General features: G+C 64.9%; 21 protein-coding genes, 1 other RNA gene and 1 pseudogene. 10 read left to right on the top strand and 13 right to left on the bottom strand.

Annotation, left to right across the window (positions count from 1 at the left end; genetic code table 11):
• Nucleotides 1-65: 65 nt before the first annotated feature.
• The 3 genes from JGU72_RS09450 to JGU72_RS09440 all read right to left on the bottom strand — a co-directional run bounded on the left by JGU72_RS09450 (nucleotide 66) and on the right by JGU72_RS09440 (nucleotide 4160).
• Nucleotides 66-977 (bottom strand): alpha/beta hydrolase family protein, encoded by a 912-nt coding sequence (locus JGU72_RS09450; protein WP_233532059.1) that lies wholly within the window; start codon nucleotides 975-977, stop codon nucleotides 66-68.
• Between the two features lie 189 nt (nucleotides 978-1166).
• Nucleotides 1167-2507 carry a type I glutamate--ammonia ligase gene (gene glnA / locus JGU72_RS09445; protein WP_199683557.1) on the bottom strand — a complete coding sequence of 447 codons (1341 nt, stop codon included), beginning with the start codon at nucleotides 2505-2507 and terminating at the stop codon, nucleotides 1167-1169.
• 93 nt (nucleotides 2508-2600) lie between these two features.
• Entirely contained in the window at nucleotides 2601-4160 is a 1560-nt protein-coding gene (locus JGU72_RS09440) for an alpha/beta hydrolase (RefSeq protein WP_199683556.1), read from the bottom strand.
• Between the two features lie 317 nt (nucleotides 4161-4477).
• Here JGU72_RS09440 and JGU72_RS09435 point away from each other — a divergent pair, with 317 nt between their 5' ends.
• Nucleotides 4478-5191 carry an O-methyltransferase gene (locus tag JGU72_RS09435; protein WP_233532057.1) on the top strand — a complete coding sequence of 238 codons (714 nt, stop codon included), beginning with the start codon at nucleotides 4478-4480 and terminating at the stop codon, nucleotides 5189-5191.
• A 30-nt stretch (nucleotides 5192-5221) separates the two neighbouring features.
• Here JGU72_RS09435 and JGU72_RS09430 read toward each other — a convergent pair whose 3' ends face one another.
• The gene (locus JGU72_RS09430) at nucleotides 5222-6097 is read right to left on the bottom strand and encodes a type IV toxin-antitoxin system AbiEi family antitoxin domain-containing protein (RefSeq protein ID WP_199683554.1); all 876 of its coding nucleotides are present in this window, start codon (nucleotides 6095-6097) and stop codon (nucleotides 5222-5224) included.
• A 213-nt stretch (nucleotides 6098-6310) separates the two neighbouring features.
• Here JGU72_RS09430 and panB point away from each other — a divergent pair, with 213 nt between their 5' ends.
• The 3 genes from panB to pip all read left to right on the top strand — a co-directional run bounded on the left by panB (nucleotide 6311) and on the right by pip (nucleotide 8713).
• The gene (gene panB / locus JGU72_RS09425; protein WP_199683553.1) at nucleotides 6311-7156 is read left to right on the top strand and encodes a 3-methyl-2-oxobutanoate hydroxymethyltransferase; all 846 of its coding nucleotides are present in this window, start codon (nucleotides 6311-6313) and stop codon (nucleotides 7154-7156) included.
• A gap of 141 nt (nucleotides 7157-7297) precedes the next feature.
• Nucleotides 7298-7756: a hypothetical protein gene (locus tag JGU72_RS09420; protein WP_307828366.1), complete on the top strand. Its 459-nt coding sequence runs from the start codon at nucleotides 7298-7300 to the stop codon at nucleotides 7754-7756.
• A 3-nt stretch (nucleotides 7757-7759) separates the two neighbouring features.
• On the top strand, nucleotides 7760-8713 hold the full coding sequence (pip, locus tag JGU72_RS09415) for a prolyl aminopeptidase (protein WP_199683551.1): 954 nt from the start codon (nucleotides 7760-7762) through the stop codon (nucleotides 8711-8713).
• Here the strand turns inward: pip and JGU72_RS09410 are convergent.
• The gene (locus tag JGU72_RS09410) at nucleotides 8710-10122 is read right to left on the bottom strand and encodes an RNB domain-containing ribonuclease (protein WP_199683549.1); all 1413 of its coding nucleotides are present in this window, start codon (nucleotides 10120-10122) and stop codon (nucleotides 8710-8712) included. The genes pip and JGU72_RS09410 overlap by 4 nt on opposite strands.
• Before the next feature lie 36 nt (nucleotides 10123-10158).
• Entirely contained in the window at nucleotides 10159-10494 is a 336-nt protein-coding gene (locus JGU72_RS09405) for a hypothetical protein (RefSeq protein ID WP_199683547.1), read from the bottom strand.
• 470 nt (nucleotides 10495-10964) lie between these two features.
• On the opposite strand from JGU72_RS09405, the gene JGU72_RS09400 reads away from it, so the two are divergent.
• Nucleotides 10965-11417, top strand: coding sequence for a lipoprotein LpqH (locus tag JGU72_RS09400; protein ID WP_199683546.1), 453 nt, complete (start codon nucleotides 10965-10967; stop codon nucleotides 11415-11417).
• 31 nt (nucleotides 11418-11448) lie between these two features.
• Here JGU72_RS09400 and rnpB read toward each other — a convergent pair.
• An RNA gene (rnpB, locus tag JGU72_RS09395) (RNase P RNA component class A) lies at nucleotides 11449-11875 on the bottom strand.
• A 58-nt stretch (nucleotides 11876-11933) separates the two neighbouring features.
• On the opposite strand from rnpB, the gene JGU72_RS09390 reads away from it, so the two are divergent.
• Together JGU72_RS09390 and JGU72_RS09385 are read left to right on the top strand one after the other, a co-directional pair.
• On the top strand, nucleotides 11934-12461 hold the full coding sequence (locus tag JGU72_RS09390; RefSeq protein ID WP_199683545.1) for a DUF1697 domain-containing protein: 528 nt from the start codon (nucleotides 11934-11936) through the stop codon (nucleotides 12459-12461).
• Nucleotides 12462-12531: 70 nt separating this feature from the next.
• Nucleotides 12532-13356 (top strand): DUF3159 domain-containing protein, encoded by an 825-nt coding sequence (locus JGU72_RS09385; protein WP_199683544.1) that lies wholly within the window; start codon nucleotides 12532-12534, stop codon nucleotides 13354-13356.
• Nucleotides 13357-13397: 41 nt separating this feature from the next.
• Here the strand turns inward: JGU72_RS09385 and JGU72_RS09380 are convergent, their stop codons facing one another.
• Genes JGU72_RS09380 through cobC form a run of 4 tightly spaced genes read right to left on the bottom strand, consistent with a single transcriptional unit; the run spans nucleotide 13398 to nucleotide 17434 of the window.
• Nucleotides 13398-14492, bottom strand: coding sequence for a bifunctional RNase H/acid phosphatase (locus JGU72_RS09380; protein ID WP_307828365.1), 1095 nt, complete (start codon nucleotides 14490-14492; stop codon nucleotides 13398-13400).
• Nucleotides 14489-15226, bottom strand: coding sequence for a zinc ribbon domain-containing protein (locus JGU72_RS09375; RefSeq protein WP_199683542.1), 738 nt, complete (start codon nucleotides 15224-15226; stop codon nucleotides 14489-14491). Before JGU72_RS09375 ends, JGU72_RS09380 begins: the two co-directional genes overlap by 4 nt.
• 37 nt (nucleotides 15227-15263) lie before the next feature.
• Nucleotides 15264-16406: a Nif3-like dinuclear metal center hexameric protein gene (locus JGU72_RS09370; protein WP_199683541.1), complete on the bottom strand. Its 1143-nt coding sequence runs from the start codon at nucleotides 16404-16406 to the stop codon at nucleotides 15264-15266.
• The gene (cobC, locus tag JGU72_RS09365; RefSeq protein ID WP_307828364.1) at nucleotides 16403-17434 is read right to left on the bottom strand and encodes an Rv2231c family pyridoxal phosphate-dependent protein CobC; all 1032 of its coding nucleotides are present in this window, start codon (nucleotides 17432-17434) and stop codon (nucleotides 16403-16405) included. Before cobC ends, JGU72_RS09370 begins: the two co-directional genes overlap by 4 nt.
• 272 nt (nucleotides 17435-17706) lie before the next feature.
• Between cobC and JGU72_RS09360 the strand changes: the two genes are divergently transcribed.
• Both JGU72_RS09360 and JGU72_RS09355 read left to right on the top strand, forming a co-directional pair.
• Nucleotides 17707-20541 (top strand): aminotransferase class I/II-fold pyridoxal phosphate-dependent enzyme, encoded by a 2835-nt coding sequence (locus tag JGU72_RS09360; RefSeq protein WP_199683540.1) that lies wholly within the window; start codon nucleotides 17707-17709, stop codon nucleotides 20539-20541.
• An 83-nt stretch (nucleotides 20542-20624) separates the two neighbouring features.
• Nucleotides 20625-21113 (top strand): FBP domain-containing protein, encoded by a 489-nt coding sequence (locus tag JGU72_RS09355; protein WP_199683539.1) that lies wholly within the window; start codon nucleotides 20625-20627, stop codon nucleotides 21111-21113.
• A 12-nt stretch (nucleotides 21114-21125) separates the two neighbouring features.
• Here JGU72_RS09355 and JGU72_RS09350 read toward each other — a convergent pair whose 3' ends face one another.
• Both JGU72_RS09350 and gabT read right to left on the bottom strand, forming a co-directional pair.
• Nucleotides 21126-21935 carry an SDR family NAD(P)-dependent oxidoreductase gene (locus JGU72_RS09350; RefSeq protein WP_199683538.1) on the bottom strand — a complete coding sequence of 270 codons (810 nt, stop codon included), beginning with the start codon at nucleotides 21933-21935 and terminating at the stop codon, nucleotides 21126-21128.
• Complete coding sequence (gene gabT, locus JGU72_RS09345) at nucleotides 21932-23281, bottom strand: 4-aminobutyrate--2-oxoglutarate transaminase (protein WP_199683537.1); 1350 nt, start codon at nucleotides 23279-23281, stop codon at nucleotides 21932-21934. The genes JGU72_RS09350 and gabT overlap by 4 nt, the downstream gene beginning before the upstream one ends.
• A gap of 85 nt (nucleotides 23282-23366) precedes the next feature.
• Between gabT and JGU72_RS30680 the strand changes: the two are divergent.
• Nucleotides 23367-24032: pseudogene (locus JGU72_RS30680) on the top strand (HAD-IA family hydrolase); the annotation flags it as partial.

Below are 24032 nucleotides of genomic sequence, written 5' to 3'. Positions count from 1 at the left end.
GCCCCAAACCTACAGGCGGAGTTGAGATAAGTGGCGTTGCACCCGGGCTTCGCAACCGGGACGCCTCACAGTGCCTTCAGCCACCCCGAGAGATCGGTGGCGAACTGTGGTGAGAACGGCAGCGGCTCGACGTACTCCGCACCGGTCGAGGGCCGGTCGCCGACGACCTTGAGTACGTGATTGGTGTCGGTGAGCTTGATTGCAGTCAGTGTCGTCTGCGCGAGGGCCGCGTCGAGCCGGTCGACGTCCTCGCACCGCACCTGGATATCTTTCGCCGAACAACTCGTCAGGACCGGTGTGCCCGGTTTGACCTCGCCCGCGAGAACGATCGGATCGAGGCGATCCTCGCCTGCGAGGGCCTTTGCGTTGAGTGGCACGAGTCCCGCGTTCTGCAGTGGCGGCGGCAGGTTGTCGGGGACCGTGCCGTCTGCACGCAATTCCGCGACCGCCCCGGACAGGGCATCGCGCAGCGCGTCACCCTCTTCGGGCGGGAGCGCCCCGCCGCCCACAGCCGTATCGATCTGAGCCGTGATCTGTCTGGTGAGCGTATCCAGTATTCGTTCGCTCGCCGGCTGGACGAGCGCCAACGACGTCAGGGCCGGGACATCTCCCGCTTTCCCGGTCGCGAGTGCGAGGGCGATCAACGCACCTTCGCTGTGGCCCATTGCGCCCAAGCGACTCTCGTCGACTCCATCCTGCGCGGCGAGAAACCGCAGGGCGTCGGCCGCTTCGTTGATCAGCGCATCGAACCCGAGCTGGCCGATGTCCTCGTTGGTCAGACCGCCGACCCCTGTGGCGCCCGTGCCGAGTTTGTCGAAGCGCAGCGACGCGAACCCGTTGCGCGCGAGTTCGTCGGCAAGGAAGTCGAGCGTGCCGATCGAACCGGGGAGGATGACGCTGTCACCGTTTCGATCGGTCGGCCCGCTGCCTGCGATCAACAGAAAAGCAGGGACCTGGTCTCCCGGATTGTCAGGCATCCTGAGGCTGCCGTGAATCGTGAGGGAACCGCTGTCGAACGCTACCTCGGTGTCGGTTCCGGTGCCGGCCGACGACGATTTGACGTCGTCGGACCCGCAACCTGTCGAGAGAACCAGCAGCAGCGCACAGACGGCGACGAGAACCTTCATGGTGAGGTTTCTACCAGTCGGCGCGCCCTCGCGTGGCCGCTACAGCCCGAGGTATTCCTTCAGTTCGAAAGGCGTTACGTGGCTGCGATATTCAGCCCACTCGCGACGCTTGTTGCGGAGGAAGAAGTCGAAAACGTGCTCGCCGAGTGCTTCGGCGACCAATTCCGATTTCTCCATCGCCTGCAACGCCTCGTGCAGGCTGCCCGGCAACTCCCGGTAGCCCATCGCGCGTCGTTCGGCCGAGGTGAGCGACCAGACGTCGTCTTCGGCCTCTGGCGGAAGGGTGTAACCCTTCTCGATGCCGCGCAGTCCGGCGGCGAGCAGCACCGCGAACGTCAGGTACGGGTTGCAGGCCGAATCTGGACTGCGGATCTCGACACGACGCGACGACGCCTTGTTGGGCGTGTACATCGGAACTCGAACGAGCGCAGACCGATTCGAACGGCCCCATGACGCCGCCGTCGGGGCCTCACCACCGTGCACGAGACGCTTGTAGGAGTTGACCCACTGGTTCGTGACGGCGCTGATCTCGCTGGCGTGCTCGAGGATTCCGGCAACGAACGCTTTCGCGGTTTCCGACAGTTGGCTCGGGTCGTCCGGGTTGTGGAACGCGTTGACCTCGCCCTCGAAAAGGCTCATGTGGGTGTGCATCGCCGAGCCCGGCTGATCGCTGAAGGGCTTCGGCATGAAGGTCGCGCGCACGCCCTCTTCGATCGCGACCTCCTTGACGACGTACCGGAACGTCATCACGTTGTCGGCCATCGACAGCGCGTCGGCGTAGCGCAGGTCGATCTCCTGCTGGCCCGGCGCTCCTTCATGGTGGCTGAATTCGACCGAGATGCCCATCGATTCGAGCGCGTCGATGGCATGACGACGGAAGTTCGGTGCCGTGTCGTGCACCGCCTGGTCGAAGAAGCCACCGGTGTCCGCGGGTACGGGTGTCGATCCGTCCTGAGGTCCGTTCTCGAGCAGAAAGAACTCGATTTCAGGATGGACGTAGCAGGTGAAACCGAGATCGCCCGCACGGTTCAGCTGACGACGCAAGACGTGGCGCGGGTCCGCCCACGACGGCGAACCGTCCGGCATCGAGATGTCGCAGAACATGCGTGCCGAGTGCTGGTGGCCTTTGCTCGTCGCCCACGGCAGGATCTGGAAGCTCGACGGATCGGGACGCGCGACCATGTCGGCCTCCGAAACCCGCGCGAAGCCCTCGATCGCGGACCCGTCGAAGCCGATTCCTTCTTCGAATGCACCCTCGAGTTCGGCGGGTGCGATCGCCACGGACTTCAAGTAACCGAGCACGTCGGTGAACCACAGTCGGACGAATCGAATGTCGCGCTCTTCGAGGGTCCGGAGCACGAATTCCTTTTGGCGATCCATGCCCGCGAGACTATGCACCTGGCGTTAACTTTGTGTTACATCGCGCAATTGTTACCGGTTTTAGTTCGAACGCGTCGTGTCGAGACGATGCGGTCAGCAACGCAGTCCCTCGGCCGGCACGGTCAGATCCTTCAGGTACGCGATGACCGCGTCGTCGACACAATCGGACTCACCGGTCAGCGCCACCGTGTGCTGTGTGCCGTCGAAGGTGATCAGCGAACCGTCCAGCTGGCGCGCCAGATCGACACCGGCCTGATACGGCGTCGCGGGATCCTGCGTCGTGGAAACGACAACGATCTTCGGCAGTCCGTCGACCGAAATCTCGTGCGGCATACTGCTGTTCGGGACGGGCCAGAACGCACAGTCGTCCAGTGGTGCCTGCCCGGTGCCGCGGCCGTCGTCGAGGAACGGCGCAACCTCGCGCACCTTCGCCTCTGTCTGCCCCGCGACCGCCCTGTCGGTGATTCGCGGGTCGTCGACGCACCTGATCGCCAGGAACGAGTCGTTCGTGTTCTGGTACGTGCCGTCCTCGGCGCGTCCCTCGTAGAGATCGGCCAGAGCGAGCAACGTGTCGCCCTTGCCCTGCTTCAGCTCCTGCAGTCCCGCCTCCAGATCGGGCCAGAACTGCGGCGAGTACAGCGCCTGAACAACGCCGGTGTGGGCGTCGCCGTAGCTGAGCACCCGGTCGCCACCTGCGGGCGCGGGCGTTGTGACCAACGGCTCGACAAGCGCACGGAAGGCCGGGACCGCTTGCCGCGGATCGGTTCCCAGCGGGCAGTCGGACTTCGTCGCGCAATCGGCCGCAAACTCGTCGAATGCCTTCTGGAAGCCCTCGTACTGCTCGACAAGCTCTTCGTTCGGGTCCTGGGAGGCATCCACCGCGCCGTCGAGAACCAGCGCCCGGACCTTGTCGGGGAACTCTTCCGCATAGGCCGCGCCGATTCGCGTTCCGTAGGAGAACCCGACGTAGCTCAACTTCTCGTCGCCGAGCACCGCCCGCATCACGTCCATATCGCGAACGACTTCACGCGTACCGGTGTGTTCGAGAACGTCTTTGCCGACGCGATCGACGCACTTGTCGATGAAGTCCTTTTCTTCCTTCTCGGTCTGCGCGATGCCTTCGGGGCTCATATCGATGTCGAGGTCGAGCCGCTCGGCGTCGGTCTCCGCATCGGTCAGGCAGCGGACCTCCGGTGTCGACGCGCCGACGCCGCGGGGGTCGAATCCGACGAGATCGAAGCTTTCGGCGAGTGGTGACCTTGCGAAGTTGCCGGGCATCCACAGTCCCGGCTGACCGGGACCGCCCGGGTTGAACAGCAGTGAGCCGACCTTGTCACCGTTCGTCTCGACGCGGGACATGGCAATCTGCGCGGTTTCGCCGTCCGGCTCGTCGTAATCGACAGGCACTTCGAGGTACGCGCATTCGACAGAGCCACGAAGGGGCGAATCGCCCGATTCGAAGTCCCGGCACGATCCCCACGAGAGCGTCTGGGAGTAGAACCTCTCCAGCCCTGGCTCGCTCGAACCGTTCGACGTCGGTGCGCTGGTTGTCGATTCGGGCTTCGGGCTCGGATCTTTCGCGCAGGAGGCGAGCATTCCAGCAACGCAGAATGCAATAACCGCGACGACGCGGGTACGGCTCGGGATCGGCATACCCAAGATGGTGCCACGGACCGAGAAGGTGCCGGTGTCGTGCACCTGCGCGGCGCTCGAAGCAGCGCGGCACCACGGGAAAGCTTGCGAATTTGCGCAGATCCAACGCCTGGCGGCGTGGCCGAATTAGAGTTCCAGTGTGCGCGGATAGTCGACCGCGGTCGAGGGCGTCGAAATTCGGTGAGAGGACTGCAGCCATGACTGCACCACGTGTACTGCGCAAGGCCGTGCTCTACGGCGCGGTGCTTGCAGGCGCCGTCGCCGCAAACCGCGCCGCAGGCAACCCGATTCCCTTTCTGCGCTGGTCAGTGCTGCGAATGGCCGTCGGAATGCCGCACCTACTGCAGACCGGCCAGATCGGTGACGGCCGCGAACGCGCGCTGTCGGCGTATGTCACGCAGAATGCGCGCCGGGGCGACCTCGACGACGTCATCCGCGCGATCGACGAGTTCGCGCGCAACCGAAGCTTCCTGATCAATATCGGGGACGAGAAGGGTCTCATCCTCGACAAGGCCGTCGCGCGCGCGCAGCCGAAGCTGCTGCTCGAACTGGGCACCTACTGCGGCTACAGCGCGCTCCGGACGGTTCGCGCGATGCCCGCGGGCGCGCATCTCTACACAATCGAGCCGAACTCGGCGAACGCCGCGATCGCCCGCCAGATCTGGGAGCACGCCGGCGTCGCCCACCGCATCACCGCGGTGGTCGGAATGCTCGGCGACAGTGGCGGAACCATCGCCCGCCTGCGCAACGAGTACGGATTCGGCGGCGGAGCACTCGACTTCGTCTTTGTCGACCACCTGAAGTCCGCCTACCTGCCCGACCTGCGCCGAATCATGGCCGAGGACTGGCTGCACGAGGGCAGCGTCGTCGTCGCTGACAACGTGAAGACCCCCGGTGCCCCGGATTACCTCGCCTACATGCGCGCCAACGAGACAACCCTGTGGTCGACCGTCGAGCACGACACCCACGCCGAGTACCAGAAGGTGCTGAAAGACCTGGTCCTGGAGTCGACCTACCTGGGTAGCGCGTAGTAGGAAAATCCCCGCTCTCCGGGGGTTGTCCTACCAACTCGGCGCGAGCGCGTCGATTACTGCGCCGATCACTACTTCCGGTTCGAAAACGACGTGGTGCCACGTGAACCGCAGGACCCGCCAACCGGCGTTGACCAGGATGTTCTGGCGCTCGGCGTCACGGGCGAACCGATCCGCGTCGCGATGCCACGCCCAACCGTCGATTTCGACGGCAATCCGTTCCCGAACGAAAGCGACGTCGATCTCGAAACCGCAGCTCCAGAAATGTTCTGTCCAACCGGTCACCCCTCGCTCGCGCAACAGGTGCTGGAACCTGCGTTCGGCTTCCGATGCACCGCCGTCTGCCGCGGCGAGCAAAAGCCGACCTGCGCGGGCCGCGCCCGCGCGCGTCGAATTTCGTGTGTGCGCTGCTTCGAGCATTCGCAAGTTGGTCCGCCGCTGCAGGGCGCGGTCCATCATCGCTGACCCGGCGCGCAGTTCGACCGCGGCCTCGAGGACGGTCAGCGGCAAGCTGGTCGTGCGCAGATTACGTACCGTCCCGACATCGGCCGGGTGCACGTCCCGGTGGCGAAGCCGAATCTGCGTCGAACGAGAGAGTCTGCGCTGCTTGGGAATTGTGATCCAGTGCTGGTGGGGCGGGCGCTCCAGGAGCCGGTGCCACCATGCTGCGCTCGGCCCGTATGCGACTGCGTCCGCACCCGCCGAATAGACCGCTGCCCGCAATGACACTGCGTGCGACCGTTCCCGGTCGGATCGGAGGAAAACGCCCTGATGGAGCCGCACCCACTCCCCCGATGCGACCCGCCTTTCGACGGCCGTGTTCGACATCCCGGCAGTTCTGGCCTGCGCCAACGTGATCACGCCGTCCTGTTTAGCCATCGCGGCGTGTACTTCTTTCACCGTCATGCAACCTTGGACGCCGAATCTGCACGGTGGGTTCCGCGGCCACCCTGAGTTGGTAGGAAAATCCCCGCTCTCCGGGGGTTTTCCTACAAACTCGGCGGGGACGGGGTGTGACGAACTGCACGTCCACGACGCCAATGCAAGTGGCAGACTAAGGAACGTCATCAACCCATTCCCGGGGACCTGCACAGGCCTCGAGGTACGAAAGGGACAAAGATGTCCAACAGCGAGATGAACAACGCCTACGGCGCCGCTACCACGTCCGCTCGCCGCAAGACCCGCGTGCACCATCTGCAGGCGATGAAGGCTTCCGGTGACCGCTGGGCAATGCTGACGGCTTACGACTATTCGAGCGCGCGCATCTTCGAAGAAGCGGAGATTCCCGTACTTCTCGTGGGCGACTCGGCGGCGAACGTCGTCTACGGCTATGACACAACGGTTCCGATCACCATCGACGAGCTGATTCCGCTGGTCCGCGGCGTGGTTCGCGGTGCACCGCACGCTCTCGTCGTCGCCGACCTCCCCTTCGGCAGCTATGAGTCCTCGGCCCAGCAGGCGCTGGCCACGGCGACTCGGTTCATGAAGGAAGGTCAGGCCCACGCCGTCAAACTCGAGGGTGGCGAGCGAATGGTCGAGCAGATCGCGGCGATCACAGCGGCCGGTATTCCGGTCATGGCGCACATCGGCTTCACCCCGCAGAGCGTGAACACGCTTGGCGGCTTCCGCGTGCAGGGCCGTGGCGACGGTGCCGAGCAGCTCGTTGCCGACGCCATCGCCGTACAGGAAGCCGGCGCTTTCTCGGTCGTCATGGAGATGGTTCCGGCCCAGCTGGCCGGTCAGGTCACACGCAAGCTCACAATCCCGACGATCGGCATCGGCGCAGGTCACGAGTGTGACGCGCAGGTGCTGGTCTGGCAGGACATGGCCGGTTTCACCAACGGCAAGACGGCCAAGTTCGTGAAGCGCTTCGGCAACGTCGGCGATGAGCTGCGCAGCGCCGCGATCGCCTACCGCGACGAGGTCCGCAGGGGTACCTTCCCTGCCGAGGAGCACAGCTTCTGACCCGCCGAGTGTGCACTTTCTGACGCGTTTCCTCGACTTTCGCGACAGCAGCTGCACACTCGCCGGGTTGCGGTGACCCCGGCCACTCTCGTCGTAATGGCACACTCGAGTGAGAAGTTCCGACGAGAAGTGAGGTCTCCAGTGCGAGTTCGCCCCAACGCAATTGCGATGTTGATCGGCGCCGCCGCCACCGTCACGCTCGTGGCTGCATGTGGCTCGCCCGAGAACGAGCCGACGGGGTCGTCGGGTCCGGTGACCAGTTCGGCCAAACCGACGACGCCACCGGCGCCCCCGACCACCGATTCGGGCGGCGTCGCCGATATCGCCGCGGACCGCCAGCAGGATCTCTGCACGAGAATCGAAGGGCAGCTGTCGGATTGGCGTGTTCAGGGCCCTACGCTGAGCACACCCGCGCTCAACATCACGGTGCAGGAGTGGGCGTTCAACGCAGGTGGGCTCGCGCTGAACAGCAGGGTTCTCACCGACCGCACCATTCCTGACAAGATCACGACGACCACGTGCGCGGACGTCCGGCAGCAGGCCATCGAGGCCCTCAACCTGCCGGACCTCGCCACCGGCCTCGCCGGTCTACCCGGCTGACCGATGCGCGGCCTCTATCCCGAGCTCGACGCGTACGAGTCGGGTCACCTCGATGTCGGTGACGATCAGCGAATCTACTGGGAATGCAGCGGCAATCCGAATGGCAAGCCCGCAGTATTTCTGCACGGCGGTCCTGGCGGCGGGACGGCACCTTTTCAGCGGCGCTTCTTCGACCCGGCCGCGTATCGGATAGTGCTGTTCGATCAGCGTGGGTGCGGTCGGTCGACCCCGCACATCGCCGACGACGCCGACCTGTCCGTAAATACGACGCAGCATCTGATCGCAGACATCGAGCAGTTGCGCACACATCTCGGCATCGAACAGTGGCTCGTCTTCGGCGGTTCGTGGGGTTCGACGCTTGCGCTCGCGTACGCCCAAGACTTCCCGGAGCGGGTGACCGAACTAGTTTTGCGCGGCATATTTCTGTTGCGCCGCAAGGAGATCGACTGGTACTACAACGGCGCGGCGGGTTACGTCTTCCCTGAGTTGTGGGAGCAATTCCTCGCTCCCGTGCCGGAACAGGAACGGTCCGGCGATCTCGTCGAGGCCTACCACCGATTGCTGCACTCCCCCGACCGCGAGATCGCCACAGCGGCGGCTGTCGCATGGTCGACGTGGGAGGGCGCGACGAGCGCGTTGCTACCGAAGCCGGACCGCGTCACCGAGACCGCCGAACCGCGATTCGCGCTGGCATTCGCGACCATCGAGAACCACTACTTCCGCAATCACGGCTTCCTCGCCGAGGGCGAGCTACTCGACCGCATCGACGCGATGGCCCACATTCCCGGCGTCATCGTGCAGGGCCGCTACGACATGGTCTGCCCCGCGACCAGTGCCTGGGATCTCCACAAAGCCTGGCCCGCATCGTCGTTGCAGATCGTCGACGACGCCGGACATGCCGCAAACGAGCCTGGCATCACCCACCATTTGGTCGAGGCGACGGATGCGTTTCGCTAGCTAGGCGCGTACTCGAACGACACACTCCGACGCTGAAGGTTCGCGTCCGTCAGCCGGACGGTGACTTTCTTACCTTCGGGCGGCGCCCCATCGCATTTCGCGAGCACCGGGGGTTCGGCGACGAAAATCTCTGCGTCTCGTTTGCCGTCGGCTTCCTTCAGTACGACCGCTTCGAACGACTGCCCGACCCGGTCGGACAGGACGGTTGCCTCGGTGAGGTCGAGACACGCCCGGTCGACTTTGCTGGCCTGCGAATCCGACGCCCGCATCAGCTCCGACAGCTCGACGAGCGAGTCCCGCGCCCAACCCGGAACCTCGGTTCCCGCGCTGAACGCGAGGCAGACCTCGGTGGCAAACCGATCCGACAGCCGGCGCAGCGGTGCTGTGACGTGCGCATACGGTGCACCGATGCCGCCGTGCTCGGTCAGTTCGGGGACCGTCCCGTCGAATGCGGCGTAGCCGGCACCGCGCAGCAGCGATGTCGCCTCGGTCATCAGAACCAGTGTCGACGGCAGACTCGGATCGAGGCCGGCAAGCATTTCGCCGACCGGTACGCTGTCGTCCACCGCGATCCCCAAAGACCTTGCTGTGTGCCGGATCTCGGAAACCGCGGAACTCGCGGGCGGCGGAAGTGTGCGCAGCAGACCGATTTTCGCGTCGAGCATCAGTTTCGCAGCGCACATGCCGGTCAGCAGCGAAATCTCCGCGTTCCAGTCGTCCGCCTCGGTATGCGGGTGCAGCTCGAGCCGCCAGCGGCCGTCACCTGGTCCGGCAGCAACGACCTCCTGGTCGGGCAGCTTCAAACTGATCGCCCCGCGCTTGCGCGCCAACGCCATTCGCAGCCGACCGACCTCCGGCAACGCCTCGATCGATGGATGCAGTGAGCCGTTCTCCGACGCCGCTTGGACGCCTGCGTAATCGAATCGGGCCGTCGAACGCACCAACGCGCGGCGGACAGAAAATTCGACGACTTCGCCGTTCGCATCCAGCTCGATCGTCCACAGAGCCGCGGGACGCGTCTGTTCGGGCAGCAGACTCCCCGAACCCTCCGACAGTTCGCGCGGATGCAACCGGACCGAACCGTCCGGCAAATAGAAAGTTTGTCCCCGCCGACGGACCTCACGGTCGAGCGCACCACCGGGAACCACGACAGCGCCGACATCGGCGATCGCGTAGCTCACGGTAAAGCCGGTGGCGGTCCGCGCAATATGCACAGCTTGGTCGAGGTCCATCGACGTCGGGGGGTCGATCGTGACGAGCGCTAGATCAGTGCGATCTTCCCTGCCGGAGGCGTGCGCATCAGTTGCTGCACGCGCCTCCGCCAAGGCGTCAGACGGGTACTCGTCGACCAGCCCGAATTCGGTTCGTATGACACCGAAGTCGAGCTTCGGCGCCGCGATTCGGCTCATTCCCACGGATCGAAGCGCCCTCCTCGGTCGACCGGGCTATTCCGCGAGGATAACGATGATGCCACCGGGACTGCTCAGCGGACCCACCACTGTGAAGCCCACACGACCCTGCGGCAATTGCGCGGCGATCTCTGTCGCCGCATCGAACCCGGCGCCGAAAGACTGTGCAGCGACATTCGGCATCGATGCGATGGTCGCACCGATGTTGGCCTGATCTGCCCATACCGTGTCGGCATGGTTCAGCTCTACCTGGACACCACCCGGAATCGGAGCGACCGCAACCGCGGAGGCCGCACCCGAGCCGAGGATTCCGAGCCCGGCGGCCGCGCCGACGACACCAGCGCCGACGGCGACCGTACGGAGGAAACGCATGTCTGATCCCCTTGTTGTAAAAGTCCGTAACGAACGTAACGACCACAGTATGACGTGACTCACGCAAACTTCCCATTCGGGTGGCAGATCACAGCGACGCGCCCCGCTACCTGCGCAAACGTCGGGTGGGTTGCGTCTGAAACGGACACTGTTAGGCTCCTCGGGCAGCAAGGAGCAACCGTCTCACCAGACGCGCATGCGCCAACCACCCCGGTACTTACCAGAAATGGAGCGCAACAATGTCGACGATTCTCTTCGATCAGCTACTCCCCCTTCTCGGCGCTGAGCAGGCCGCTTACTGGGCTCAGGTGCTGGTCATCGATCCGATCTGACCCGCGTTCGTCACCAGGCCCCCACCGTCGCGGTCGGGGGCCTTTTGTTTGTCGGCGCGCGGGCACGTCCGCGCAGTCTTGGCATACTCGAGTGTCAGGACCAAATTCGGGGCTTGGACCCCAGACCAGGAGCACAACATGATCCACAACAAGCTCAGGTCGTCGTTCGCGGCCATCTGCTGTTCGGCTGCGCTGATCGGCGGACTCGCTGCGTGCGGTGGTGACGATTCATCGACGAGCAGTGGCGGGTCGACCATCAAGGTCGACGGAGAGCAGTGGGACGGCGACTTCACGACGTCGTGCACCGAGTCGGGCGACAGCCTGATCCTCGCGATCACCGAGACCAGCAACGACGCCGGCCGCGGCGCAGGTGCAACGCTCACGAAGGCCGACAACTCCGTTCAGGTCGTGGCGATCGGCGACGCCGCGACTCAGGGCGGGCTCGCATACAACTCCGCCAGCCCGGACAGTAAGCCGAAGGTCGAGAAGGACGGGCAGACCTACACGATCACCGGCGAGGCCACGGCGCTCGACATGACGAATCCGACCGACCCCAAGAAGTCGTCGTTCGAACTCGTCTTCAGCTGCTAGAACGGTCAGCCCCCACTCCTTGGAGTGGGGGCGGACGAGCTGACTTGTAAGCCGGATCCTGTCCGCGCTGCACGCAGCGCGTGGCGACCATCCATCTGGGCACACCGTTGCCGGGTACCTCGAGCGGTCCACCCGCAGGCTCGGGCGAGCAGCCCTCGAACACCCGCGCAGCCGGACTGGTTGCCCGGTCCGACCTTTGACCTTGCTCCGGGTGGGGTTTACCTAGCCGCTCCGGTCACCCGAAGCGCTGGTGCGCTCTTACCGCACCGTTTCACCCTGACCGCCGTTCTGCTCCGGAAAGCAAAGCGGCGGCGGTCTGTTTTCTGTGGCACTTTCCCGCGAGTTACCTCGGGTTGCCGTTAGCAACCACCCTGCTCTGTGGAGTCCGGACTTTCCTCGGCAGTGGGCTACGAATCTGGAGATCCGGTTCCCGCCACCGCGGCCGCCCGGTCAGCTCGTCCGCTCGATCAGCGTACCCGCCTCCGGGTTCGGACCTTGCATGGAATGCTCGACGGTATGACGCAGTACGTGGCATTTCTCCGGGGTGTGAACGTCGGAGGTATCAACATGAAGATGGTCGACGTGCGAAAGACGTTCGCAACTCTGGGATTCGACGACGTCCGCACAATCCTGGCCTCCGGCAATGTCCTGTTCACGACCACGCGAACTGGGCAGACGAAGTTGAAGTCGGATATCGAGGCAGCACTTCGCAAAGACTTCGGCTACGACGCGTGGATCGTCTTGTGCGACATCGCAACTGTGCGCGCAATCGTCGACGCGTACCCGTTCGATCCGGAGCACGAGGGCTGGCAGCCCTATGTGATGCTGTCCTCGGATGCGGAGATTCTCGGTGAGTTGCTCGCCATGAAGGACGACCTCGATCCGGCGCTCGAACGCATCGATGCCGGGGATGGCGTTCTCTACTGGGAAGTCGAGCGTGGTCAGACGCTGCACAGTGATTTCGGGAAGGCCACCGGGAAGAAGCGCTACAAGGCGACGACGACAACCCGCAACATCCGGACGTTACTGAAAGTAATCGCCTGAAGATCGTTGCCGACGAGGACGTTTAGGCATATCTTTCGCATGTGTAACCGCCTAGTACGGAGGCTGCCCCATGACCGATCAGGTTCCGCCGCAGACAGATTCCGGCTCCGCGAAGGCCGGTGGTGCCCGCGGAGTGGTCGACAACTTCCTGAAATCACCGTTCGCGGGAATCGCACCGTGGATCGTGATGTCGCTTTTCAGCGGTCCGGGGCGCTTCGAGGAAGCGGTCTCCGCCGCGTTCGGCCTGGCGCTGCTCTTCTTCCTCGCAAGCTGGCGAAGAGGTAGCTCGTTCAAGTTGCTCGAAGTGTTCGATGTGATCTTCTTCGGTGTCTTCATCGTCATCGGGCTCGTCGCGAGCGAAGGCACGCTGACGTGGCTCGAGATGTGGGCGGGAGAGCTGAGCAACGTCGCGTTGGCGGTCTTCGCGTGGGCGTCGATCGTGATTCGGGTGCCGTTCACGATCCAATATGCGAAAGAAGAGACGCCGCAGGAGTATTGGGACAGTCCCCTGTTCAAGCGCGTGAACTACATGATCACGGGCGCATGGGCGGCGGCGTTCACATTCTCCGCGATCGTCGGTCTGATCGGCGACGCCGTGCTCGACGACTCCGACAACTTCTGGACCGGGTGGATTCTGCAGATCGGTGCCCTGATTTTCGCCGTCTCCTTCACCGAGTGGTATCCGGAGTACGCGCCCAACAAAGCCGCGCAGGCGGCCGGCGAACCGACCGATCCCCCGCGCCCGATCGCGAGCCTGTTCGCCTGGGTGCCGACGTTCGTGATCGTCGTCGGCGTAGCGGGTCTGGTCACCGACGGGGTGCCCGACCTGATTGCGATCGGACTCATCATCGTCGGCAGCGTTCTAGCCGGGGCGTACAAAAAGGCATTTCCCTGACCGACGCGCGACGTCGCCGTGATGACCACACCCGCAGAACCTCAGGCCAGGTGCGACGTGTCGTTCACGAGCCGCACGACAGATCCTCCGTCGGGGAAGTACTCCGCAATGCTGAGGGACGCCAAGTCCAGGTGCAGGCGATACAGCAGCGACGGACCGACACCCAGGGCGAGCTGTAGCAACGTCTTGATCGGCGTGACATGGCTGACGACAAGAACCGTGGCGCCCGTGTAGGCACGTTCCAACTCGTTGCGCGTCGCTTCGATCCGTTCGCGGACCTCGTCGAAACTTTCACCGCCGGGCGGGCGAATCGAGGTGTCGCCCAACCACTTCTGATGCAACTCGGGATCGCGTTGCGCAGCTTCGTCGAAGGTCAGTCCCTCCCACGCACCGAAGTCGGTTTCGGTGAGTCCATCCACGACCGTCGCTTCGACGCCGAGCGCTGCCGCAGCGGCGGACGCGGTGTCGCGCGCCCGAATCAGCGGCGACGACACGACGACCGATATGCCACCCTTTGCGCCCAACCGTGCCGCCAGTTTTGCGGCCTGCGCGCGACCGACGTCGGTGAGCGCCGGATTGCCGCGCCCCGAATACCGTCCGCCCACCGACAACTCGGTCTGGCCGTGCCGTGCCAGCAGGAAGCGCGTCGGCTTGCCCTGTGCCCCAGTCCATCCCGGTGAGGGCTTTGCGACCGGCTGCGCCGGCTCGGCCAACTTCACCGGCTTACCCGCCGCCTCGTCCATTGCGACGTTCGCGAGCCGATCCGCGTGGGAGTTCTCAGCTCTGGGAATCCACGAGTAGCTGACGCGCTGAAACTGCCCAGCCGCAGCGGCCGCCTGTCGGGCAAGCGGAATCATGTCCGGGTGCTTGACCTTCCAGCGTCCCGACATCTGTTCGACCACGAGCTTGGAATCCATTCGCACGTCGACCTCGGTCGCACCGAGCTCCGCCGCTGCCGTCAGACCGGCGATCAGTCCGCGATACTCGGCGACATTGTTCGTGGCAATTCCGATGCTCTCGTTGCGTTCGGCCAGCACCCCGCCACGGTCGGAGTCGAACACGACCGCGCCGTATCCGGCCGGACCGGGGTTGCCCCGTGAACCACCGTCGGCTTCGACGATGACCCGCTTCGTCACAGACCGGACTCCTTGGTACGGACCAGGATCGCGCCGCATTCGGGGCACCGGAGGACCACGTCGGGCTCGGTCTTCGCGATCCTCGCCATCTCGCCGCGATCGATCTCGATCCGGCACCCACCGCACCGGCGCGCTTGCAGCAGTGCCGCGCCGACACCGTGCGCGGCGCGCTGGCGCTCGTAGGTCGCGACGATCTCGTCGGGGAACGCGCCGATCAGGGCAGAGCGGTCTGCGGTGCGCCGGTTCTCGCCCGTCACCAGATCGGCAAGCGCATCGTCACGGCGCCGGACCGCGTCGATCAGTTCGTCCTCGATCTTGCTCAACTGGGCGCCGGCGTGCTGCTGATCTGCCTCGCTCGCCTCGCGGCGTTCCATCACCTCGAGCAGTTCGTCTTCGAGCAGCGACTGCCGACGTTCCAGGCTGCCCAGTTCGTGCTGCAGTTCGGACAACTGCTTTGCGGCGACGGTCCCGCTCTGCAGCATCTGACGGTCACGGTCTTCCCGCTTGCGGACCGCGTCGACTTCACCTTCGAGCTTCTTTATGTCACGGTCGAGATCGTCCATCGCGATCTGCACGGTCACCGCGGCGTCCTTGCGGGTCTCGCGTTCCTTTTCCAGTCGCTCGACTTCCTGCTGCTCGGGAAGCGATTTGCGCTTGTGCGCGAGTTGGGTGAGCTCGGTGTCGATTGCAGCGAGGTCGAGCAGTTTTGCCTGGACCTGAGGTTCGAGATTCACGCGGTGACGACTCCTGGACTTCTGGGCGTTCGGCATCTCAGCCGTAGGCGTTTGACCCTCCACCGTACCCGCCCACCGTCCACGGATCGGTTCGCACAGTCGATATCCGGGTCTCGACGCCGCCCAATCGCTCGACCACGTCGCGTGCTTGTGCGCACCACGGGAATTCGCTTGCCCAGTGCGCTACGTCGACAACTGCCGGGCCGCCTGCGCGTAGATGTTCGTCGACGACGTGATGCCGCAGATCTGCGGTGACGTAGACGTCTACACCGAGCCGCGTCACCGTGGGCAGGAAGGAGTCACCGGCACCGCCGCACACCGCAACCTTTCGCACCACTGCTTCCGGATCGCCGGCGGACCGCACACCCCAGACCGTCTGTGGCAAGCCTGCCCGGACGCGCTCGGTAAACGCCCGAAGCGTCTCCGGCGCGGGCAACTCCCCCACCCGCCCGAGCCCGCAGTCCGCTCGTGTCGAGGCGAGTTCGATGATGTCGAAGGCGGGCTCTTCGTACGGATGCGCCGCGCGCAATGCCGCGAGCACGGCCGACCGCAACGACCGTCGTGCTACGAGTTCGAGACGATCCTCGGCGACGCTTTCGATCCGCCCGACCTCGCCAAGCGTCGGATTCGCGCCGGTCAGCGGCCGAAATTGCCCCGTACCCGCGACACGCCAGCTGCACTCGCTGTATTCGCCGAGCTGTCCGGCGCCCGCCGCGAACAGGGCGGATTGAACGGCGGACGTCGCATGTGCTGGAACCATGACGACCCACTTGTCGACCGCGGGTGCCGGGACTGGATCGAGCACGCCGGTCACAGTCAGGCCCAGCGCGGCGGCCAAGGCGTCCGACACACCCGGATCTGCCGAATCAGCGTTCGTGTGTGCGGTGAACAGGGCACAGCCCGCCTTGATCAGCTTGTGCACCAACGCACCCTTCGGGGTGTGCGCGCCTACGGTGTCGACACCGCGCAGGAGCAGTGGGTGATGAACGACGAGCGCCTGCGCGCCCCAGGCCAGCGCCTCGTCGACGACCGCCGCTGTCGGGTCGACGGCGAAGAGCACCCGCCCGACCGGATCGGCTGGGTCACCGCACACGAGTCCGACCGAATCCCAGTCCTCCGCAAGGGATGGCGGGTATGCCGCGTCCAGTGCCGTGATGACATCCGCCAGGTGCACGCTCACAGGAGCTCCTTGATCGCAGTGACAAGCCGCCGCACGCTACGGGCATCGCGGACCGCAATGCGCAACTGGTCGGGACCGAGGCCGGGGAAAGTATCGCAACGACGGACGGCTATCCCCTTTTCCCGCAAACCTTTTCGCATCGATTCCCCGTCGGCCACATCGATCAGCAGAAACGGTCCCGCAGCGGGCAGATTGACGGAGATTCCGAGTTCCTCGAGCTCGGTGGCAAGGGCGGCTCGCTCGTCGCAGATCCGGAACGCACGGTCCGACGATTCGGCGACCGCCTCGGGCTCGCAGCACGCCGCGATGGCCTCTAGCTGCAGCGTGCCCAGCGGCCAGTGCGGACGGCCAGTTGCCATGCGCTGCAATACTTCCGGTGCGCCGAGCGCATAGCCGCAGCGCAGCCCCGCCAGCGACCAGGTCTTGGTCAGACTGCGCAGCACCACGACATCCGGCAGCGAAAGCCGCGAAAGCGACTCGACCTCGCCCGGGACAGCATCGGCGAATGCCTCGTCGACAACGACAATCCGCCCCGGGCGCCGCAGCGCGAGAACAGATTTCGCGGGATGCAGAACCGACGTCGGATTGGTCGGGTTACCGAGGACGACGAGGTCGGCGTCGTCGGGGACAACGGCATGGGAAAGCGCATAGGGCCGCCGCAGCATGACGACGGTGACACGAACACCCGCCCCGCGCAACGCCACATCGGGTTCGGTGAAAGACGGATGAATCAGCGCCGCGTGCGTGCACAACTTCGGCAGCAGGGCGAATCCCTCCGCGCCCCCGGCGAGCAGCAGGACCTCGTCTGGGCTACGACCGTGCCGCGCGGCGACTGCCGTACGCGCGGCGAGTTCGTCGGCGCTGCTCGGGTAGCGGCCGAGTGATCCGAGCCTTTCCGCCAATCTGCGTACCAGCCACGCGGGCGGCGCAGGGCTCGCGACGTTGACCGCAAAGTCCAGCATGCCGGGCTCGACATCGACGTCGCCATGATGTCGAAGCAGGTCGAGCTGATCACGCTCCTCAGTCACACAGGTCAGGTTACGGACGCCGTGCCACTGCCGCGCGAAGACCCTCGCCGAAAGTGCCCGATGTTACCGGCAATGCCCGAATAATGCTTTCTCCCATGCGTATTGGCCTCATTTGAATTCCGGGACAATAACTCGCGGCAGGAATTCGAACAGTATCGAATATTGCGCGAACCCAGGTTCTGCCCGCAACGATTGTGGGAAGCTGAAATCAGCTCGCTTTCGACGAGCGGGACGAATAAATCGGCGTCGTCGACGCGTTTGGAGGGCCAATCATGACTGCCACGGGTGTTCGCGCGTACAACAGTGTGTGGCAGTTCCGTGCCGATTCGTGGTGCCGGCTGGAAGAGGCTGCCGAACGACTCTCGCGGGCGGCCGCATCAGGCAAACCGACCGATCACCTGGTCCATTCCGTCGAGCACCTGATCAGCGATCTGCTGCCGTTCGAGCATTATTGGGCATTTCCCGGCAAGCAATTCTTCGCCCAGACGCAACGCCTTTTCACCGCGGGTAGCTATGACAAATTCGCGCGCACAGTCGCAAAGATCAATCGCGGCCTGGTCACCGAGTCCTACCGCTCCGGCGAAGCCGTCACGAGTATTACCGGCGACCACGAAACTCTGACGACGGACAACTTCCAGCACGACGAGCAATCCTCGGATCGACCCGAGCGCCTCTACTTCGAGGTCCTGGTCGTCGAGACGATGTCGGAGGCGCAGGAGCGCGCACTACGCAAGGAAGTCCGCAACTGGCGACGACCTGACGACGAGTTCATCTACGAACTGGTTGTGGTCGGCAGCGGCGACGAAGCCGTCATCGCCACTCGACTCAATGTCAATCTGCAGGCGTGCGTCGTCCGACGGCGCTTCGCGCACAAATCCGGCCGCGACCTCTCCGCACTTGGCGACTTCGTCGACACCCAGGTGTCCGCGGACCTCGCCGACCACTCCCCCGAGGAGCGCGCCCAGATTCTCGCCGGTTCGCTGTCCAATATCCGTCCTGAGCTGGACCTCTACCTGATGACCGAGATCGAGGTCGAGGACGTCGCCGGTCGGCTCGGCCACGATTTCCGGCGTGTCTTCCACGCTCGCGAGGGCGTTCTCGAGCTCCACCTGAGCATCTTGCATGGCGTCGCAGAGCGCTATCGCACGCCGTTTTTCAGTGCGCTGAAGCAATACAGCCACCGGCCGACGGGCGTGTTCCACGCCCTGCCGATTTCGCAGGGCAAGTCGATCGTCAACTCGCACTGGATCAAGGACATGGTCGGGTTCTACGGTCTCGACGTCTTCATGGCGGAGACCTCGGCAACGTGCGGCGGCCTCGATTCGTTGCTGGAACCGACCGGTCCGCTGCGCGAGGCCCAGGATCTGGCGGCCAAGGCCTACGGCTCGCGGCACACCTTCTTCGTCACCAACGGCACGTCGACGGCCAACAAGATCGTCGGCATGGCGTTGATCGCGCCGGGCGACATCGTGCTGGTCGACCGCAACTGCCATCAGTCCCATCACTACGGAACCATGCTGGCCGGTGCGCACGTCCAATACCTGGAGGCATATCCGCTGACGAAGTTTTCGATGTACGGCGCGGTTCCGCTGCACGAGATCAAGGGCAAGCTGCTCGCGTTGAAACGTGCGGGACGGCTCGATCGGGTCAAGATGGTGATGCTGACCAACTGCACGTTCGACGGCGTCGTCTACGACGTCGAGCGCGTGATGGAAGAGTGTCTCGCGATCAAGCCGGATCTCGTATTCCTGTGGGACGAAGCATGGTTCGCGTTCGCCCGGTTCCATCCGGTCTATCGCTCGCGGACCGGTATGGCCGCAGCCAAGACACTGCGCGAGCGTCTGAAGGACCCTACGTACCGCGAGCGCTACAACGAATACCTGGCCGAGCGGGCGCAGCACCCCGAACCGACCGACGAAGAATTGCTCGAAACGCGCCTCATGCCCGATCCTGCCCGCGCTCGTGTCCGCGTCTATTCAACCCAGTCGACGCACAAAACGCTGACCGCGTTGCGGCAGGGATCGATGATCCACGTCTACGACCAGGACTTCGAGCAGAAGGTCTCGGAGACGTTCCACGAGGCCTACATGGCGCACATGTCTACCTCGCCGAATTACCAGATCGTCGCCTCGCTCGATCTCGGTCGCCGTCAGGTCGTTTTGGAGGGCGTCGAACTCGTCCAGAAGCAGATCGAGAATGCGATGCAACTGCGCGACGCGATCGATAATCATCCGCTGCTGAGCAAGTACGTCCACTGCCTGAGCACGGCCGAGTTGATTCCCGAGCGGTATCGGCCCTCCGGCATCTCCCAACCGCTGCGCAGCGGGCTCAAGAACATGCAAACGGTCTGGGAGCAAGACGAATTCGTCCTCGACCCCTCTCGCATCACGCTGTACATCGGCCCGACCGGCTACGACGGCGACACATTCAAGCGAGACCTGTTGATGGATCGCTACGGCGTCCAGATCAACAAGACATCGCGCAACACCGTGCTGTTCATGACGAACATCGGCACGACGCGAAGTTCGGTCGCTTACCTTGTCGAGGTGCTCGTCAAGATCGCCCGTGAACTCGACGATCGCGTCGGCGACATGAGTCAGACCGAGCGCGCAATCCACGACCGGCGGGTCGGCCGGCAGACCTGCGAGTCGACGTACATGCCCGATTTCAGCGGGTTCCACCCTGCTTTTCTCGACACGAACGGATCGGACCCGACGGCGGAGGGCGACGTCCGCAAGGCGTTCTACCTCGCCTACAACGACTCTTTCTGCGAGTACCTGAATTCTGACGAGGTCGAAGCGAAGCTGGAGGCGGGCGAGGAGGTCGTGTCGGCTACCTTCGTGACGCCGTACCCGCCCGGGTTCCCGGTTCTTGTACCCGGCCAGCTCTTCAGCAAGCAGATCCTGTCCTTCATACGCTTTCTGGATACGCCCGAAATCCATGGCTATCAACCGCATCTCGGCTATCGGGTCTACACGCAGAAGGCGATCGAGATGGCGCTGCCCGTTGCACCGCAGGCCACCCAGATCGAGGTCGGATCCAATGGGTCGAGCGCCAAGCCGGCCGCCAAACGCCGGAGCAAAGCGGCAGGACCGGCATCGGGCTGACACGGAAAACCCGTTGCCCGGGCCCCGGGTGTGGTCGTACGGTGGCTGCTTGCCGAACGCCGGAAGGGAACGAGTGGATTCGGATGCAACCGATCACCGAACGCGACATCAGGGCATCGTTCATCAACTGCTCCAAGGGCGACGCCAAGCGCCTGCCGGTCCCACGTGATCTCGCTGATCGCCCGTGGGACGACCTGGACTTTCTCGGCTGGAGCGATCCGTCGTATCCCGGTCGCGGCTATCTGGTCGTTCCCCTGCACGAACGGCTTGTCGGCGTGACGCTGCGCCATGAAACCGGTGGACCGCGTCGCTCACAGATGTGCGCAATCTGTCTGACGACGCATGCGAGCGGCGAGGTTGCGCTCATGGCCGCGCGAAAGGCCGGCGAATCCGGTCGGCGCGGAAATTCGGTCGGCACATACATGTGCTCCGATCTCGCCTGCTCGCTCTATGCCCGCAGAATCAAGACGCCGGCGCTCGGCAACCAGTATCGGGACGATTCGCCGACCGAAGAACGCATCGAGCGGGTCCGCGACAACATGAACGCGTTCGTCGCAAGGGTCGACGGCTGATCGGAGCCGCGATCAGCGCAAACCCGGGTGCTGGCGGGCAAGCATCGGCACCAGCAGCCGATTGGGCAGGAGCTGCGAGAAGACGGACGCCGCGCGGTTGGCGAGACCGGGTATCGCGATCATCCGTCCCTTGTCGAGTCCGTCCACCGCGGTCCGTGCGACATCGTCCACGTCGACCCACATGACGGCGGGCAGCGCGGCTTCGGCGTCCTCTTTCGCAAAACCTGCCGCCTCGCCGAAGCCGGTGTGGACAGGTCCCGGGCACAGGACCGTTGCCGTGACGTCGGTGCCGCGCAGTTCTCCGGCAAGCCCCTGCGTGTAGGACAGGACGAAGGCTTTGCATGCGGCGTAACCGGCCTGCCCGGGCAACGGCTGGAACGCGCCGGTCGACGCCACGTTGAGGACCGCCCCACGATTGCGCTCCACCATGCCGGGCAGGAAGCGACTGCACAGATCGGCGACCGCAACGACGTCGACTTCGATCATGTTCATCTCGGCATCGGGGTCCGACCTCGCGACCGGTCCAAGTGTGGAGAGCCCCGCATTGTTGACGAGGATGTCCGGGGTGAGGCCGAGGGCGGTCACCTTGTCGAGAAGTTCGGCACGGGCCGCTCGATCGGACAGGTCGGCGGGCAGCACCACGGACCGGCCACCGGCGGCAGCGATCTCGCCCGCGAGGTCTTCCAGCTTCGCCGCACGGCGGGCGATGAGCGTCACATGGTGCCCGCGGCCCGCGAGTTCGCGTGCGATCGCGGCGCCGATTCCGGACGATGCACCGGTGACGACGGCTGTGCGGTCAGCACCCGGAGGCGGAAGGCTCATGACGTCCCGCCCGCTACCGTGCGGATGGCCGCCTCGAGTACTCCGAGCCCCTCACGTAATAGATCGTCGCCGATCACGAGCGGCGGCAGTAGCCGGATGATGTTGCCGTAGGTCCCGCACGTCAAGACGACGACGCCTTCCGACAGTGCTTGCGCAGCAATCGCTTTCGCGGCGGCGGCATCGGGCTCCGAGGTTCCCGCCCGAACCAGTTCGATGGCGATCATGGCGCCCCGGCCGCGGACGTCGCCGATCGTGCCCGCCTCCGCCGCCACCGCTTCGAGCCGCGGTTTGACGATTGCTTCGATGTGCCGTGCCCGCCCCGGCAGGTCGTGCTCGCGCATGAAGTCGATCGCGGCGAGCGCCGCCGCGCACGCGACAGGATTGCCGCCGTACGTGCCACCCAGTCCGCCCGCGTGGACTGCGTCGAGCAGTTCGGCCCGACCGGTCAACGCGGCCAACGGCATTCCGCCGGCGATCCCTTTGGCCATCGTGATGAGGTCGGGCACGATGCCCTCGTGCTCGCTCGCGAACCAGGCACCCGTGCGCGCGAAACCGGTCTGGACCTCGTCGGCGATGAACACCGCACCGGACGCGTGCGCCCACTCGACCAGTGCGGGGAGGAATCCCGGAGCCGGAACGATGAAGCCGCCTTCGCCCTGAATCGGCTCGATGATCAGCGCGGCCGTGCTGTCGGCCCCGATCTGGGCCTCGATTCGGGCGATCACGCGCTTTGCCGCCTCTTCGCCGGAGACCCCGGGGTCGCGATACGGGTACGACATCGGCATTCGGTAGATCTCGGGCGCGAACGGACCCATGTGCGCCTTGTACGGCATGGTCTTGGCCGTCAACGCCATCGTCAGGTTCGTGCGGCCGTGGTAGGCGTGGTCGAACGCGACGACGGCGCTGCGGCCGGTCGTCAATCGCGCCACCTTCACCGCGTTCTCCACGGCCTCCGAGCCCGAATTGAACAGTGCGGTCCGCTTTTCGTGCGCACCGGGTGTGAGGGCTGCAAGCTCCTCCGCGACGCGGACGTACCCCTCGTAGGGCGTGATCATGAAACAGGTGTGCGTGAAGTGCTGTGCCTGCTCGGCTACTGCCGCGGCCACGCTGGCGTTCGACGCCCCGACACCCGTCACGGCGATCCCCGAACCGAGGTCGATCAGCGAGTTACCGTCGACGTCGACGATCACTCCCCCGTCGGCGTCCGCGGCGTACACCGGCACCGCCGAAGCGACGCCACCCGCGACGACGGCCCGTCGGCGTTCGGTGAGTTCTGCGGATTTCGGGCCCGGCAAAGCGGTCCTGATTCGACGTTCCTGCGTGCACCGATACCCGATCTCGGTCATAGCGCCCATCCTCGTCCTCGAGCCCGCGCGCCGATGCGAGATCGCCGAATTAAGCCGCACGCGCGCAGCCCTGGACAATGGAGTCGTGACCTCCTCGCCCGACAGTGCCTTCCGCGTCGTCCTGTTCGATCTCGACGGGACGCTGACCGACTCCGCCGCGGGAATTCTGCACGGCTACCTGCATGCGCTTGCCACGGTCGGCATGCCCGAGCCCTCGGCCGAGGCGATGACCAAGGTGGTCGGTCCGCCGATGATCGAGAACTTCCGCCGCCTGGGAATGGCCGAGGAGTCGATCGACCGCGCCGTTGCCGCATACTTCGACCTCTACGACGACCGTGGCGGCTGGGCCGAGAACTCGGTGTACGACGGAATCCCCGAGTTGCTCACGCGACTCGCCGCCCAGGGCGTGCGCCTCGGCGTCGCGACCTCGAAGAAGCAGTACCTTGCCGAGCGCATTCTGGAGCACTTCGACCTGGCGCATTTCTTCGAGTTCATCGGCGGCGCAAGCGACGACCTGACGAGGCGCGCAAAGGTGGACGTCATCGCTCACACGCTCGCGGACATGGGAATCGACGACGCTGCCGAGGTTGTGATGGTCGGCGACCGTGACCACGATGTCGACGGCGCCGCGCACTGGGGAATCCCGACCATCTTCGCTCTGTGGGGCTACGGCGTGCCGGGTGAGGAGAAGAACGCGACGTGGCTGGCGGAGCGTCCTGTCGCGGTTTCCGAGCTACTCGCTGCCCCTGCG

Origin of the sequence: Antrihabitans auranticaus (assembly GCF_016481275.1) — a bacterium.
GTDB lineage: Bacteria > Actinomycetota > Actinomycetes > Mycobacteriales > Mycobacteriaceae > Antrihabitans.
Note: the sequence above shows the minus strand (reverse complement) of the source record. Positions and strands in the feature narration are given on the sequence as shown.

Bases quoted from the DNA above. Each gene is read 5' to 3' on its own strand.
- JGU72_RS09450 (WP_233532059.1), bottom strand. From the start codon at position 977: ATGCCTGACAATCCGGGAGACCAGGTCCCTGCTTTTCTGTTGATCGCA.
- glnA (WP_199683557.1), bottom strand. From the start codon at position 2,507: ATGGATCGCCAAAAGGAATTCGTGCTCCGGACCCTCGAAGAGCGCGAC.
- JGU72_RS09440 (WP_199683556.1), bottom strand. From the start codon at position 4,160: ATGCCGATCCCGAGCCGTACCCGCGTCGTCGCGGTTATTGCATTCTGC.
- JGU72_RS09435 (WP_233532057.1), top strand. From the start codon at position 4,478: ATGGCCGTCGGAATGCCGCACCTACTGCAGACCGGCCAGATCGGTGAC.
- JGU72_RS09430 (WP_199683554.1), bottom strand. From the start codon at position 6,097: ATGACGGTGAAAGAAGTACACGCCGCGATGGCTAAACAGGACGGCGTG.
- panB (WP_199683553.1), top strand. From the start codon at position 6,311: ATGTCCAACAGCGAGATGAACAACGCCTACGGCGCCGCTACCACGTCC.
- pip (WP_199683551.1), top strand. From the start codon at position 7,760: ATGCGCGGCCTCTATCCCGAGCTCGACGCGTACGAGTCGGGTCACCTC.
- JGU72_RS09410 (WP_199683549.1), bottom strand. From the start codon at position 10,122: ATGAGCCGAATCGCGGCGCCGAAGCTCGACTTCGGTGTCATACGAACC.
- JGU72_RS09405 (WP_199683547.1), bottom strand. From the start codon at position 10,494: ATGCGTTTCCTCCGTACGGTCGCCGTCGGCGCTGGTGTCGTCGGCGCG.
- JGU72_RS09400 (WP_199683546.1), top strand. From the start codon at position 10,965: ATGATCCACAACAAGCTCAGGTCGTCGTTCGCGGCCATCTGCTGTTCG.
- JGU72_RS09390 (WP_199683545.1), top strand. From the start codon at position 11,934: ATGACGCAGTACGTGGCATTTCTCCGGGGTGTGAACGTCGGAGGTATC.
- JGU72_RS09385 (WP_199683544.1), top strand. From the start codon at position 12,532: ATGACCGATCAGGTTCCGCCGCAGACAGATTCCGGCTCCGCGAAGGCC.
- JGU72_RS09360 (WP_199683540.1), top strand. From the start codon at position 17,707: ATGACTGCCACGGGTGTTCGCGCGTACAACAGTGTGTGGCAGTTCCGT.
- JGU72_RS09355 (WP_199683539.1), top strand. From the start codon at position 20,625: ATGCAACCGATCACCGAACGCGACATCAGGGCATCGTTCATCAACTGC.
- JGU72_RS09350 (WP_199683538.1), bottom strand. From the start codon at position 21,935: ATGAGCCTTCCGCCTCCGGGTGCTGACCGCACAGCCGTCGTCACCGGT.
- gabT (WP_199683537.1), bottom strand. From the start codon at position 23,281: ATGACCGAGATCGGGTATCGGTGCACGCAGGAACGTCGAATCAGGACC.